Genomic DNA, 14,190 nt, shown 5'->3' with positions numbered 1-14,190 from the left:
GGAGCGCGCCATGATCTCCTCAGATCTTTCTTTGAACCATGCCCGCCAGCTCCAGTTGGAGGCACAGGGATTATTACGGCCACTACGTCGGAAAGCTCTTTTCGACGATCTGCTTGCCAGCATCCGGCAAATGTCTTTACTGCAAATCGATACCATTCACGTGGTGGCTCGTAGCCCCTATCTGGTGTTGTTCAGCCGCCTTGGTGACTATCCTCCTGAGTGGCTGGAGCAGGCGCTGGCTCAGAAACAGCTGTTTGAATACTGGGCACATGAAGCCTGTTTTATTCCTATTGAGGATTATCCTCTGCTGCGCCACCGCATGTTGAACCCAGCGGCGCTCGGTTGGAAATACAATCAGGCCTGGATGGATCAGCATCATCAGGAGATAACCGGGCTGCTCGAACATATCCGCGAACGGGGACCGGTCCGATCCGCTGACTTCGATGCTCCGCCGGGTCAGAAACCGGGCTGGTGGTCGTGGAAACCGCACAAACGCCATCTGGAGAATCTGTTCAGCGCCGGGGAATTAATGGTGACAGAACGGCGAAACTTCCAGCGGGTGTACGATCTGCGCCAGAAAATAATGCCGCAGTGGGATGACCGGCTGCACGCGCTGAGCGAAGAAGATGCGGTGCAGCAGATGCTGGAACGCAGTGCGGCCAGTCTCGGTATTTTCCATCCGTCGTGGCTGGCCGATTACTATCGACTGAAGCGTGCGCCGGTAGCATCGTATCTGGCACAGCGGCTCGAACAGGGACTGGTTCGCGCGGTGCGGGTGGAAAAACTCGGTGAGCTGTACGTTCACCATACTCGCTATTCGCAGCTGGAGAACCCGCGGGCAGCAACGCACACTGCAATACTCTCTCCGTTTGATCCTCTGGTCTGGCATCGTAAGCGAGCTTCGGAACTGTTCGATTTCGATTATCGCCTTGAATGCTACACCCCCGAAGCCAAACGCCAGTACGGCTATTTTGTGCTGCCGATTTTGCACCGTGGTGCCTTAAAGGGACGGCTGGATGCCCGTATGCTGCGCAAAGAGCGCGTTTTGCAGGTCCGGGAACTGTGGCTGGAACCCGGTACGCGAATCAGTCAGCAGTTGCTGGATGATTTATCACGTGCGTTGACCAACTTTGCCCGCTGGCAGGGCGCGGAATATGTCAGGCTGGAGGCGTTGCCACCGGAGTTAGCGCACCGCTTGCCCACCGTCTGGTCCACCGGGCCGGATAGCGATTAATCCCGAAGTAAGCAACAGCACCGGCGGCAGCTATGGTATTCTTTACCTACTGTAATTCCGGGTCCATTACGGAGGAACCATGGATCATCGTTTACTCGAAATCGTCGCTTGCCCTGTTTGCCACGGCAAGCTGTACTTCAATAAAGACCAGCAGGAGCTGATTTGTAAGCCTGACGGTCTGGCCTATCCGGTTCGTGACGGCATTCCTGTTTTGCTGGAAGTGGAAGCCCGCTCGCTGACGCTGGAAGAGACTCATCCATGAGTTTTATCGCCATTATTCCTGCCCGTTTCGCTTCCACTCGTCTGCCGGGTAAGCCGCTGGTCGATATCCACGGCAAGCCGATGGTTGTCCACGTCATGGAGCGCGCGCTTGAGTCCGGTGCCGAACGGGTTATTGTGGCGACCGATAACGCGGATGTAGCACGAGCGGTTGAGGCTGCTGGTGGGGAAGTCTGCATGACACGCCCCGATCACCAGTCCGGTACTGAGCGTCTGGCGGAAGTGATCGAGAAGTATAACTTCCCGGACGATGCGGTAATCGTCAACGTGCAGGGTGATGAGCCGATGATCCCGCCGGTGATTATTCGCCAGGTTGCGGACAATCTGGCTCAAAGCACGGCAGGCATGGCTACGCTGGCCGTCCCGATTACCTCTGCTGAAGAGGCGTTTAACCCGAACGCGGTAAAAGTGGTGCGCGATGCCAACGGTTACGCGCTCTATTTCTCGCGTGCCACCATTCCGTGGGATCGCGAGCGGTTCAGCGCTTCACGTGATGAGATTGGCGATACCTTCCTGCGCCATATCGGTATCTACGGTTATCGTGCAGGTTTTATCCGCCGCTATGTCAGCTGGGAAGCCAGTCCGCTGGAGCAGATCGAGCTGCTGGAGCAGCTGCGCGTGCTGTGGTACGGCGAGAAAATCCACGTTGATGTTGCAAAAGCGATTCCCAGCGTAGGTGTTGACACGCCAGAGGATTTACTTCGCGTCCGCGAAGCGATGCAGTAATGTCTGCGGGGCCGGTTATCTGGCCCCCTTATTCTTCGCTGAAATTGATCCCGCACGGGGTAAATTCCCCGCCTCAGCGCCATCATAGATACCCGCATTGTCTACAGGGTATGACCCTCTGACCTGACAGGAGGAGAGATGGAACAACTTCGCAATGAGCTGGCACTGGTACTGGGTGAAACGGTCAGCCGCGTTGAATGTATTAAACGCCAGCCGGATGCCAGCCTCTACACGCTTTATGACGATAACGGCTATTCGCTGCCGATGGTCGCCAAGTATTTTCGCATTAAGGGCATCGCGGCACAGGAGGCGCACAAGCTGTCACTGCTGGCGCGTGAAGGTCAGGTACGCGTTCCGGCAATCTATGGCCTGGTGATCAGCCAGCAGACGCCGCTGCATGAGGTTTTGCTGATTGAGCGGATGGGTGGTGTATCGGTTGAGGCACCCTCCCGTACCTATACTCGCTGGCAGCAGCTACAGCAGCAAATCGTTGAAGGGCTGCTCAGCTGGCATAAAACCGATAGCCGCGGGCTGGTGGGCACGGTGGACAGCACCCAGAGAAACACGTGGCCAGCCTGGTATAAGCAGCGGGTGGAAGTGATATGGGCGACGCTTAGCTATCTGAAACCGCCGCAGCTGACGCAGGAGGATCGGCAAATTCTGTACCGCAGCCGCGAGCACCTTGCCGCTCTGTTTCACGGTTTTGACGATCCCTGCGTACTGGTCCACGGTAATCTGGCGCTCAGCAGTATCCTGAAAGATGCCCGGGGAGACCAGCTACTGGCGCTTGTCAGCCCGGGTAACGTGCTGTGGGCCCCGCGTGAGTTCGATCTTCACCCCCTGTGCGGTAGTACAACGGGTGAAGAACTACTGGCCTGCTACCTGCAACGGGCACCGGTAGCTGAAGAGTTTGTTGCACGTCGCTGGCTGTATATCCTCTGGGAAGAGATGCAGCGGCTGATTTTTAACGCTCAGTTTGACCGCCAGCGCTTTGATATTGCAGCGACATCACTCCTTCCCTGGCTGCGTTGACGCGGCTTCTTCAGGCTTTATTGCCTGCCAGAGACGCCCGATCCACTCATATGCTGCGCGTTCGCTGTGCCCCAGCCATAAAGCTGACGGGGTATATTTATCCCAGTAGCTGATAGGAGAGTCGATAGCCATCTGGTTGGCCGGTGCGGGCCATGGCTGTAACCCCTGACGCTGGAAGAAAACCATCGCCCGGGGCAGATGGCTGGCTGAAGTCACCAGTGCGAAAGACTTTTTGCCAACAATTTTTGCCACTTCCTGTGCTTCTTCCTCGGTATCACGGGGTTTATCGAGGGTGATGATCGCTTCCGCAGGCACACCCAGCGACTGTGCCACACGTGAACCAACCTCAGCCGTGCTTAGCGGATTGGTCCTGGCCGCCGCGCCGGTGAAGATCATCTTTGATCCCGGATTGGCCTGCCAGATGCGGATGCCTTCCGTCAGGCGCGGCAGACTGTTATTAATCATGTTGGAGCTGGGGGCCCACTCCGGGTTCCAGGTATAGCCGCCACCGAGGACGACAACATAATCCACCGGGTGCTGATTTTTCCAGGTGGGCCAGCGGTTTTCCAGCGGCCTCAGCAGGCTGTCGGCCACCGGTTGCAGACCCAGCAGCAGCAGCAGCAGCCATGCAGCGGAGATAAGCGTTTTGCCACTTTTCTGCCAGCGACTGAACCAGAGCAGCAAAATCCCCACAGCCATGAGTATCAACAGCACTGGCAAAGGAAGCAGCAGCCCGCCGATGACTTTTTTTAAGGTAAAAAGCATGAAAACAGGTTCCTTTTGTCCGAAAAAACATCACCCGGAAGCCGCGTGATGACTGAAAGGTTTATTATCTGCCAGTGTATGCGAAAATGAGCGTCTGAATCACCCCTGAAAGCCGGAGCCGTCAGCATGCAGGATCGCAACTTCGATGATATCGCAGAAAAATTCTCCAAAAATATTTACGGTACGACTAAAGGCCGTATTCGCCAGGCCATTCTCTGGCAGGAGCTTGATGCGCTGCTGACAACGTTACCCGCTGCTCCACTGTCCGTTTTGGACGCGGGTGGCGGAGAAGGGCAAACGGGCTGCGGAATTGCCGCGCGGGGGCATAACGTTGTTTTATGCGATCTTTCAGCGGAAATGCTCAGCCGTGCACGTCGCCTCGCCGAAGAAAAAGGTGTGAGCGACAACATGCAATTTAAACAAATCAGCGCTCAGCAGGCAGGCCAATATTTGGATAAGCCGGTTGATCTGGTATTGTTTCACGCTGTACTCGAATGGGTGGCAGAACCGCAGCAGGCGCTGCGCGCGCTTTATGATGTACTCAAACCGGGTGGCGTATTGTCGCTAATGTTCTATAACATCAATGGTCTTACTATGCAGACCATGGTGCTGGGGAACTTTGGCTATTTACAAGCGGGATTAGGGAAGCGCAAACGTAAGACGCTGTCCCCCGACTACCCGCGCGATCCGCAGCAGGTTTATGGCTGGTTGCAGGAGTGCGGTTTCACAATTGAAAACAAAACCGGCATTCGGGTATTCCACGACTATCTGCGTGACAAGAATAAGCAGAGTGAACGATTTGATGAGGTTCTGGCGCTGGAGAAGCAGTACTGCCACCAGGAGCCATTTTTAAGTTTAGGGCGTTACATCCACGTCACAGCGCGGAAACCCATTCAAAAGGACGAGTTATGAGTGAATTTTCCCAGACTGTACCTGAACTGGTGGCCTGGGCGCGAAAAAATGATTTTTCCGTCTCTTTGCCAACCGAACGTCTGGCATTTTTGCTGGCCGTTGCGGCTTTAAACGGCGAGCGCATGGATGGCGAAATGAGCGAAGGCGAATTGATAGATGCTTTTCGCCACGTCAGCGACGGATTTGAGCAGACCAGTGAAACCGTTCTGGTGCGTGCTAACAATGCCATTAATGACATGGTTCGTCAGCGCCTTCTCAACCGCTTTACCAGCGAATTTTCTGAAGGGAATGCTATTTATCGCCTGACTCCGTTGGCGATTGGCATCACCGATTACTATATCCGTCAGCGTGAATTCTCAACGCTGCGGCTGTCTATGCAGCTCTCTATTGTAGCGGGTGAATTAAAGCAGGCTGCCGATGCCGCCGAGGAAGACGGCGATGAGTATCACTGGCACCGCAATGTTTTCGCCCCGTTAAAGTATTCGGTCGCTGAAATATTCGACAGTATCGATATTACTCAGCGCATTATGGATGAGCAGCAGCAGGCGGTAAAAGACGATATCTCTCAACTGCTGAATAAAGACTGGCGCGCGGCGATTTCCAGCTGTGAGCTTCTGCTGAATGAAACGTCCGGTACGCTGCGCGAGCTGCAGGATACGCTGGAAGCGGCGGGGGATAAGCTGCAGGCAAATCTGTTGCGGATTCAGGACTCAATTATGAATAGTCCGGACCTCGGCTTTATTGACAAGCTGGTCTTCGATCTGCAAAACAAACTCGACCGCATTATCAGCTGGGGCCAGCAGGCTATCGACCTGTGGATTGGCTACGATCGCCACGTGCATAAATTTATTCGTACCGCGATCGATATGGATAAAAATCGCGTCTTTGCACAGCGGCTTCGCGTCTCGGTGCAGAACTATTTCGATATGCCGTGGGCACTCACCTACGCCAATGCCGATCGCCTGTACGACATGCGCGATGAAGAACTGACGCTGCGTAATGAAGAGGTGACCGGTGAATTGCCGTCCGAACTGGAATACGAAGAGTTTAATGAAATTCGCGAGCAGCTTGCCGCAATGATTGAAGAGGCGCTGGCAATTTATAAAGCGCAGAAGCGGCCGCTGGATTTGGGCGCGGTGATGCGTGATTACCTGGCACAGTATCCGCGAGTGCGTCATTTTGACGTCGCGCGTATTGTTGTCGACCAGGCCGTGCGCTTAGGCGTGGCCGAAGCAGATTTCTCCGGTCTGTCCGCTGAGTGGCAGGCCATTAATGATTACGGAGCCAAGGTGCAGGCACATGTCATCGACAAATATTGAACAAGTGATGCCGGTTAAACTGGCGCAGGCACTGGCTAACCCGATTTTTCCAGCGCTGGACAGTCAGCTTCGCGCAGGCCGTCATATTGGTATTGAAGAGTTAGATAATCACGCTTTCCTGATGGATTATCAGGAGTTTCTGGAAGAGTTTTACTCGCGCTATAACGTTGAACTGATCCGCGCACCGGAAGGTTTTTTCTACCTTCGTCCGCGCTCCACAACGCTGATCCCGCGCTCGGTCCTGTCCGAGCTGGACATGATGGTCGGAAAAATTCTCTGCTACCTCTATCTCAGCCCGGAACGCCTGGCGAATGAAGGGATCTTTAGCCAGCAGGAACTGCACGATGAGCTGATGTCGTTAGCGGATGAAGGCAAGCTGCTGAAGCTGGTGAACCAGCGCTCAACGGGCTCTGACCTTGACCGGCAGAAGCTGCAGGAAAAAATGCGTGCGTCACTGAACCGCCTGCGCCGTCTGGGCATGGTCTGGTTTATGGGCAATGACAGCAGCAAGTTCCGCATTACCGAGTCGGTATTTCGCTTCGGTGCCGATGTGCGCAGCGGCGATGACGCCCGCGATGCGCAGCTGCGGATGATCCGCGACGGTGAGGCGATGCAGCTGGATGGCGGACTGGCGCTGAACGATGAGAATGATGACGGTGAAGCAGACCACAGCGCGCAGGAAAGCGGAGAGGAAGAATAAATGATTGAACGTGGCAAATTTCGCTCACTGACGCTGATTAACTGGAACGGTTTTTTTGCGCGTACCTTTGACCTTGATGAACTGGTCACCACGCTTTCCGGCGGTAACGGTGCCGGTAAATCGACCACCATGGCGGCCTTCGTTACCGCGCTGATCCCCGATTTGACGCTGCTGCATTTCCGTAACACCACGGAAGCCGGTGCAACGTCGGGCTCCCGCGACAAGGGGCTGCACGGCAAACTGCGCCCGGGCGTGTGTTACGCCGCGCTGGACGTGGTGAACTCCCGCCATCAGCGAGTGATCGTCGGGGTGCGCTTGCAGCAGGTGGCGGGGCGCGATCGTAAGGTGGATATCAAACCGTTCAGCATTCATGGCCTGCCAACGGCAATCAATCCGACGGAAATCCTGACCGAAACGGTCAATGCCCGCCAGGCACGCGTGCTGCCGCTCAGCGAACTGAAAGACAAGTTCGAAGCGATGGAAAGCGTACAGTTTAAACAGTACAACTCCATCACCGATTATCACTCGGTGATGTTTGACCTGGGCATTGTTGCTCGCCGCCTGCGCTCTGCCGCTGACCGCAGCAAATACTATCGCCTGATTGAAGCTTCGCTGTACGGCGGTATCTCCAGTGCGATCACCCGCTCGCTGCGCGATTACCTGCTGCCGGAAAACAGCGGCGTGCGTAAGGCATTCCAGGACATGGAAGCCGCGCTGCGTGAAAACCGCATGACGCTGGAAGCGATCCGCGTGACCCAGTCCGATCGCGATCTCTTTAAGCATCTGATTTCTGAAGCAACCAGCTACGTTGCCGCAGATTATATGCGGCACGCCAACGAGCGGCGTATTCATCTTGATGGTGCTATTCAGCTGCGCAGCGAGCTGTTTACCAGTCGTAAACAGCTGGTCGCCGAGCAGTTCCGCCACGTTGAAATGGCGCGTGAACTGGCCGAACAAAACGGCGCTGAGAGCGATCTCGAAACCGACTATCAGGGCGCCAGCGATCACCTCAATCTGGTGCAGACCGCGCTGCGCCAGCAGGAAAAAATCGACCGCTATGATGCAGACCTCGAAGAGCTGACCTTCCGCCTGGAAGAGCAGAACGAAGTGGTGGCGGAAGCGCGGGAAGTTCAGGAAGAAAACGAAGCGCGCAGCGAAGCGGCCGAGCTGGAAGTGGACGAGCTGAAAAGTCAGCTTGCCGACTATCAGCAGGCGCTGGACGTACAGCAGACCCGCGCTATTCAGTATCAGCAGGCGCTTCAGGCGCTGCAGCGTGCAAAAGAGATTTGTCAGTTGGGCGATCTCAGCGTGGAAAACGCTGAAGAGTGGCAGGAAACCTTCCAGGCTAAAGAGCAGGAAGCGACCGAAAAACTGCTGCAGCTGGAACAAAAAATGAGCGTGGCGCAGGCTGCACATAGCCAGTTTGAGCAGGCTTTTGAGCTGGTTACGCGTATTGCCGGTCCGGTTAGTCGTGCCGATGCATGGCAGACCGGGCGCGATATGCTGCGCGATGCCGCCAACCAGCGCTATCACGCCGAGCAGCTTCAGCCGCTGCGATCCCGCCTTTCCGAGCTGGAGCAGCGCCTGCGCGAACAGCAGGATGCCGAACGCCTGCTGAATGAGTTCTGTAAACGCCACGGCAACCGTGTTGAAGCTGATGAACTTGAGGCGCTTCACGGCGAACTGGAAGCGCAGATCGAACTGCTGAACGACAGCGTCGCCGATGCCGGTGAGCGCCGCATGGCACTGCGCCAGGAGCTGGATCAGCTGCGAGAACGCATTACGCGCCTGACCCGCCAGGCTCCACAGTGGCTGGCTGCGCAGGAGATCCTGACCCAGCTCAGTGAACAAACCGGGCAGCCGCTGGAAAGCAGCCAGCAGGTAACCGAGTTCATGCAGCAGCTGCTGGAGAGCGAGCGAGAAACCACGGTTGAGCGTGACGAAGTTGCTGCCCGCAAACGCGAACTTGAACAGCAGATTGAACGGCTGAGCCAGCCGGGTGGGGCGGAGGATAACCGTCTTAATGCCCTGGCCGAGCGCTTTGGCGGTGTCCTGCTGTCAGAAATTTATGATGATGTGACCATCGACGATGCGCCTTACTTCTCGGCGCTTTACGGTCCGTCTCGTCATGCGATTGTGGTGCCCGATCTTTCTCTGGTCCGCGATCTGCTGGACGGGCTTGAAGATTGCCCGGAAGACCTCTATCTGATCGAGGGCGATCCACAGTCGTTCGATGACAGCGTATTTAACGTTGAGGAACTGGAAAAAGCGGTGGTGGTGAAAGCAGGCGATCGCCAGTGGCGTTATTCCCGCTTCCCGAAAGTACCGCTGTTTGGCCGCGCTGCGCGTGAAAATCAGCTTGAGCTGCTGCATGCCGAGCGTGAAACCCTTGCCGAGCGGTTCGCCACGCTTTCCTTTGAGGTACAAAAAGCACAGCGCCTGCACCAGTCCTTCAGCCGCTTTGTCGGTAGCCACCTTGGCGTGGCGTTTGAATCCGATCCGGAAGCGGAAATGCGCCAGCTTAACGCCCGCCGCAGTGAAGTTGAACGGGCGCTGAGCAATCACGAAAGTGAAAATCAGCAGCAGCGCCAGCAGTTCGACCAGGCCAAAGAGGGCGTCGCGCAGCTGAACCGCCTGCTGCCGCGCGTCAGCCTGCTGCTGGATGACACGCTACAGGACCGTTACGACGAAGTGCTTGAGCGTCTGGACGAGGCGCAGGAAGCTGCGCGGTTCATTCAGCAGCATGCTGCACATCTCGCGAAGCTGGAGCCGATCCTTTCAGTATTGCAAAGCGATCCCGAACAGCACGAACAGCTGAAGCTGGACTATCAGCAGGCACAGCAGCAGCAGCGTGATGCGCGCCAGCAGGCTTTTGCGCTGACTGAAGTCGTTCAGCGCCGCACCCACTTCAGCTATACCGACTCTGCCGGGATGCTCAACGGCACCAGCGATCTGAATGAAAAACTGCGCCAGCGTCTGGAGCAGGCGGAAAGTGAACGTGCCCGCGCCCGCGAGCAGCTCCGTCAGCATCAGGCGCAACTGACCCAGTATTCTCAGGTGCTGGCGTCGTTGAAAAGTTCGTATGACGCCAAACGCGACATGCTGAAAGAGCTACAGCAGGAGATGCAGGATATCGGCGTGCAGGCCGATGCCAGCGCTGAAGAACGCGCGCGTCTGCGCCGGGATGAACTCTACAGCGCACTGAGTAATAACCGTGCGCGCCGTAACCAGCTGGAAAAACAGATCACCTTCTGTGAAGCCGAGATGGATGCGCTGCAGAAAAAACTGCGCCGCGTTGAGCGTGAGTACCATCAGAGTCGTGAGCAGGTGGTCAATGCCAAGGCAGGCTGGGTAGCGGTACTAAGACTGGTGAAAGATAACGGCGTTGAACGCCGCCTGCACCGTCGTGAGCTGGCTTATCTGGGGGGCGATGAACTGCGCTCCATGTCGGATAAGGCGCTGGGTGCGCTGCGTCTGGCCGTGGCGGATAATGAGCATCTGCGCGATGTGCTGCGCCTGTCGGAAGATCCGAAACGCCCGGAGCGTAAGATCCAGTTCTTTATCGCCGTCTATCAGCATCTGCGTGAGCGTATTCGCCAGGATATTATTCGCACCGACGATCCGGTTGAAGCGATCGAACAGATGGAGATTGAACTGAACCGTCTGACCGAAGAGCTGACCGCCCGCGAGCAGATGCTGGCGATCAGTTCACGCAGCGTGTCGAACATTATTCGCAAAACGATCCTGCGCGAACAGAACCGCATTCGTCAGCTGAACCAGGGACTTCAGGCAGTCAGCTTTGGCCAGGTTAACAGCGTGCGGCTGAACGTCAACGTCCGTGAAGCGCACTCAACGCTGCTGGATGTGCTTTCCGAAGAGCATGAACAGCATCAGGATCTGTTTAACAGCAATCGCCTTACCTTCTCAGAGGCACTGGCGAAGCTGTACCAGCGCCTGAATCCGCAGATTGATATGGGGCAGCGTACGCCGCAGACCATCGGTGAAGAGCTACTGGACTACCGTAACTATCTTGAGATGGAAGTGGAAGTTAACCGTGGTTCCGACGGCTGGCTGCGTGCAGAAAGTGGTGCGCTCTCTACCGGTGAAGCAATCGGTACGGGGATGTCGATTCTGGTGATGGTGGTACAGAGCTGGGAAGAAGAGTCACGCCGACTTCGCGGTAAGGATATTTCGCCGTGCCGGCTGCTGTTCCTGGATGAAGCAGCGCGTCTGGATGCGAAATCGATCGCCACGCTGTTTGAGCTGTGTGACCGTCTGGAGATGCAGCTGATCATTGCGGCACCGGAAAATATCAGCCCGGAAAAAGGCACAACTTATAAGCTGGTGCGTAAGGTATTTAATAATACCGAGCACGTGCACGTCGTCGGGCTGCGCGGATTCTCCGCTGATATTCCGGCGAATTCAGGTGTTACGGAGAGCAGCACCGGGGCTGGCTGACGCAGAATTATTACCGGACGGAAGTGGTAAAATCCCTGTTAGCGGATTACTCTCAATAACGGCATTTGCAACGTAAGAGGCAAATGCCGTTTTCTGTTTATATACTTAAAATAGATGTTCACTATCGCTCAGCATTAGTTGCTGACTTATACAGGGAGCAAGGATGTTGCTGCAGAAATCTTCTATCGCTAAGGCCATTGTTATCGGCTGTAGCCTGATGTTTGGGCTGGCATACGTGTCTCCCTCTTTGGCAGGAATCCCGCCTGTTTCTGCTCCGGCTAATCATCGTGTTACCGTGGCGCAGAGTCAGGCTGACATTACCGCAGCGATGTCGCGCTTCGGTTCCCCGTTTTATCTAAAAACGTTGGCTCCGCTCTATGCTAATCGCGGTATGCAGCCGATGTGGCAGGATCGTCAGGCAATCCAGCAGTTCCAACAGCAGCTTGCCGAAGTGGCCATTTCTGGCGTTCAGCCGCAGTTTACCCAGTGGGTTAAGATGCTGACCGATAAAAATATCAGCGGGCTGGCGCGTGACGTGGTGCTTTCTGATGCGCTGCTGGGCTATTTGCAATTCACCTCAAGTGTTCCGAGCAAGGGAGAAGTCTGGCTGTACAGCAATGTGCCGTATAAAATGGAAACCCCTCCGCTGTCGGTGATCAATCAGTGGCAGAAATCGGTGACGCATGGCAGCCTGAACGGTTTTATTCTCTCGCTGGTTCCTCAGCATCCGCAGTATTCGCGCATGCACAATGCCCTGAAAACGCTGTTAACGGATAGCCGCCCCTGGCCGCAGTTGACCGACAGACAAACCCTTCGCCCGGGGCAAATCAGCAACGATGTGCCCGCGCTGCGAGATATTCTGCAGCGTACAGGGATGATGTCTCCAGAAAATGAGCCGCCGAAGCCTGCCGATGAGGTAGTCGGTGCCGTTGATGCACCAATGGTTCATGACGATGATAATGCACAGCCGGATGTCACAGCAGGGCAGAACCAGGCCGCCAACAGCGCTGTTGTTAGTCCGTCCGCCACGACTACCACCGATGTACAGCCAGAAACACCGAATAACATCGGTAACGTGCAGGGCACGGTGGTGCCGGTAAACAGTGATAATGTTTACACGCCCGATCTGGTGGATGGTCTGAAGCGCTTTCAGCGTTGGCAGGGACTGGAGGCGGATGGTTTAATCGGCCTGCGTACCCGCGAATGGCTGAATGTTTCGCCTCAGCTGCGCGCTTCGCTGCTGGCGTTAAATATCCAGCGACTGCGACTGCTGCCCGATGACATGCACAACGGCATCATGGTCAACATCCCTAACTATTCACTGGCCTATTATGTTAACGGTAATGAAATTCTGTCCTCGCGGGTTATCGTTGGGCGGCCGGATCGTAAAACGCCGTTGATGCGCAGCGCATTGAACAATGTGGTACTTAATCCACCGTGGAATGTGCCGACTACGCTGGTACGCAAGGATATTGTGCCAAAGGTGAAGCAGGACCCCAGCTATCTTTACAAGCACAATTATACGTTGCTGTCGGGGTGGAGCGGTGAGTCGGAAGTCATCGATCCTTCAATGATCAACTGGAGCATGGTGTCCGCTGATTCATTCCCATACCGTATCCGTCAGGCACCGGGACCGACCAACTCGCTCGGACGTTATAAATTCAATATGCCAAGTTCAGATGCGATCTATTTACACGATACGCCGAACCACGGTCTCTTCCAGCGGGATATCCGCGCGCTAAGTTCTGGTTGTGTACGTGTAAATCGCGCTTCCGATTTGGCGAATTTGTTATTGCAGGATGTCGGCTGGAACGATACGCGTATTTCCGGTGCGCTGAAGGAAGGTAATACCCGATTTGTTTCTATCCGCCAGCGCGTTCCCGTGAACCTTTACTATCTTACCGCGTGGGTTGCTGATGACGGACAACCACAGTTTCGTACAGATATTTACAATTATGACAGTACCGCTCGTTCAGGGGCTCAGATCCTGAAGCGCGCTGGTCAGTTATTGCTCTAGCGGTTGATTATTCAGCAGTTCTGTGGCGGACAGCAAAACCGTCGCCGACCGGCGCAGCGGGAGTGTATAGCTTCTCTGCGCCGGTTTACATTTTGTCGGGTTGACGGGGGTTTGTTACATCGGTAAGGTTTTGGGCAGTGTTGTAAAAGCACGTTTCCAACTACTTTTCCAGGTAATACTGATTAATGGACAAATTCGACTCTAACCGCCGTAAATTGTTGGCGTTAGGGGGGGCTGCGCTTGGCGTTGCTCTCCTTCCGACACAGGCATTTGCTTCGCTTTCCACCTCCCGTCCTCGGGTATTGACGCTAAGCAATCTGAATACCGGTGAAAGCCTGAAAACGGAATTTTTTAATGGTAAAAAATATGACAAGGACGAATTAGCGCGTCTGAATCATTTTTTCCGCGATTACCGGGCGAACAAAATAAAGACTATCGATCCACATCTCTTCGATCAGCTCTTCCGTTTACAGACCATGCTGGATACTCGTAAACCTGTACAGTTGATTTCAGGCTATCGTTCACTGGCGACAAATAACTCCCTGCGATCCCATAGCCGTGGCGTGGCTAAACACAGCTACCATACCCTCGGCCAGGCGATGGATTTCCATATTGACGGCATTGCTCTCAGCAATGTGCGCAAAGCTGCTCTCGCTCTGCGAGCGGGTGGTGTAGGATACTATCCGAGTAGTAACTTTGTGCATATTGATACCGGTCCTGTAAGGCACTGGTAAAATGGAACGCCGGC

11 protein-coding genes are annotated in these 14,190 nt (G+C 55.3%); 10 read left to right on the top strand and 1 reads right to left on the bottom strand.

Annotated features, from left to right (window positions below; all coding sequences use genetic code 11):
• Window positions 1-10 precede the first annotated feature (10 nt).
• From IBT47_RS16175 to IBT47_RS16160, 4 genes are all read left to right on the top strand, one after another.
• Window positions 11-1,234 carry a winged helix-turn-helix domain-containing protein gene (locus tag IBT47_RS16175; RefSeq protein ID WP_200561437.1) on the top strand — a complete coding sequence of 408 codons (1,224 nt, stop codon included), beginning with the start codon at window positions 11-13 and terminating at the stop codon, window positions 1,232-1,234.
• A 79-nt stretch (window positions 1,235-1,313) separates the two neighbouring features.
• On the top strand, window positions 1,314-1,496 hold the full coding sequence (locus IBT47_RS16170; protein WP_105593439.1) for a Trm112 family protein: 183 nt from the start codon (window positions 1,314-1,316) through the stop codon (window positions 1,494-1,496).
• Window positions 1,493-2,239: a 3-deoxy-manno-octulosonate cytidylyltransferase gene (kdsB, locus tag IBT47_RS16165; RefSeq protein WP_200545782.1), complete on the top strand. Its 747-nt coding sequence runs from the start codon at window positions 1,493-1,495 to the stop codon at window positions 2,237-2,239. Before IBT47_RS16170 ends, kdsB begins: the two co-directional genes overlap by 4 nt.
• Window positions 2,240-2,377: 138 nt before the next feature.
• Window positions 2,378-3,271 carry a YcbJ family phosphotransferase gene (locus IBT47_RS16160; RefSeq protein WP_200561434.1) on the top strand — a complete coding sequence of 298 codons (894 nt, stop codon included), beginning with the start codon at window positions 2,378-2,380 and terminating at the stop codon, window positions 3,269-3,271.
• Here the strand turns inward: IBT47_RS16160 and elyC are convergent.
• Window positions 3,248-4,036, bottom strand: a complete 789-nt coding sequence (gene elyC / locus IBT47_RS16155) for an envelope biogenesis factor ElyC (protein WP_200561432.1) — start codon at window positions 4,034-4,036, stop codon at window positions 3,248-3,250. The genes IBT47_RS16160 and elyC overlap by 24 nt on opposite strands.
• Window positions 4,037-4,162: 126 nt before the next feature.
• Here elyC and cmoM point away from each other — a divergent pair, with 126 nt between their 5' ends.
• The 6 genes from cmoM (at window position 4,163) to IBT47_RS16125 (ending at window position 14,176) form a co-directional block, all read left to right on the top strand.
• The gene (gene cmoM, locus IBT47_RS16150) at window positions 4,163-4,948 is read left to right on the top strand and encodes a tRNA uridine 5-oxyacetic acid(34) methyltransferase CmoM (RefSeq protein WP_200545785.1); all 786 of its coding nucleotides are present in this window, start codon (window positions 4,163-4,165) and stop codon (window positions 4,946-4,948) included.
• Window positions 4,945-6,267 (top strand): chromosome partition protein MukF, encoded by a 1,323-nt coding sequence (gene mukF / locus IBT47_RS16145; protein ID WP_200545786.1) that lies wholly within the window; start codon window positions 4,945-4,947, stop codon window positions 6,265-6,267. Before cmoM ends, mukF begins: the two co-directional genes overlap by 4 nt.
• Window positions 6,248-6,967, top strand: coding sequence for a chromosome partition protein MukE (gene mukE, locus IBT47_RS16140; protein ID WP_105593433.1), 720 nt, complete (start codon window positions 6,248-6,250; stop codon window positions 6,965-6,967). The genes mukF and mukE overlap by 20 nt, the downstream gene beginning before the upstream one ends.
• Window positions 6,968-11,425, top strand: a complete 4,458-nt coding sequence (mukB, locus tag IBT47_RS16135; protein WP_200561430.1) for a chromosome partition protein MukB — start codon at window positions 6,968-6,970, stop codon at window positions 11,423-11,425.
• A gap of 163 nt (window positions 11,426-11,588) precedes the next feature.
• A complete protein-coding gene (ldtD, locus tag IBT47_RS16130) occupies window positions 11,589-13,442 on the top strand; it encodes a L,D-transpeptidase (protein ID WP_200561428.1) in 1,854 nt (617 codons plus the stop codon).
• 185 nt (window positions 13,443-13,627) lie between these two features.
• Window positions 13,628-14,176: a YcbK family protein gene (locus tag IBT47_RS16125; protein WP_200545789.1), complete on the top strand. Its 549-nt coding sequence runs from the start codon at window positions 13,628-13,630 to the stop codon at window positions 14,174-14,176.
• Window positions 14,177-14,190: the final 14 nt, after the last annotated feature.

It is taken from the genome of Erwinia sp. S43, assembly GCF_016624745.1.
GTDB classification, from domain to species: Bacteria; Pseudomonadota; Gammaproteobacteria; order Enterobacterales; family Enterobacteriaceae; genus Erwinia; species Erwinia coffeiphila.
This window is presented reverse-complemented; position numbering and strand designations above follow the sequence as displayed.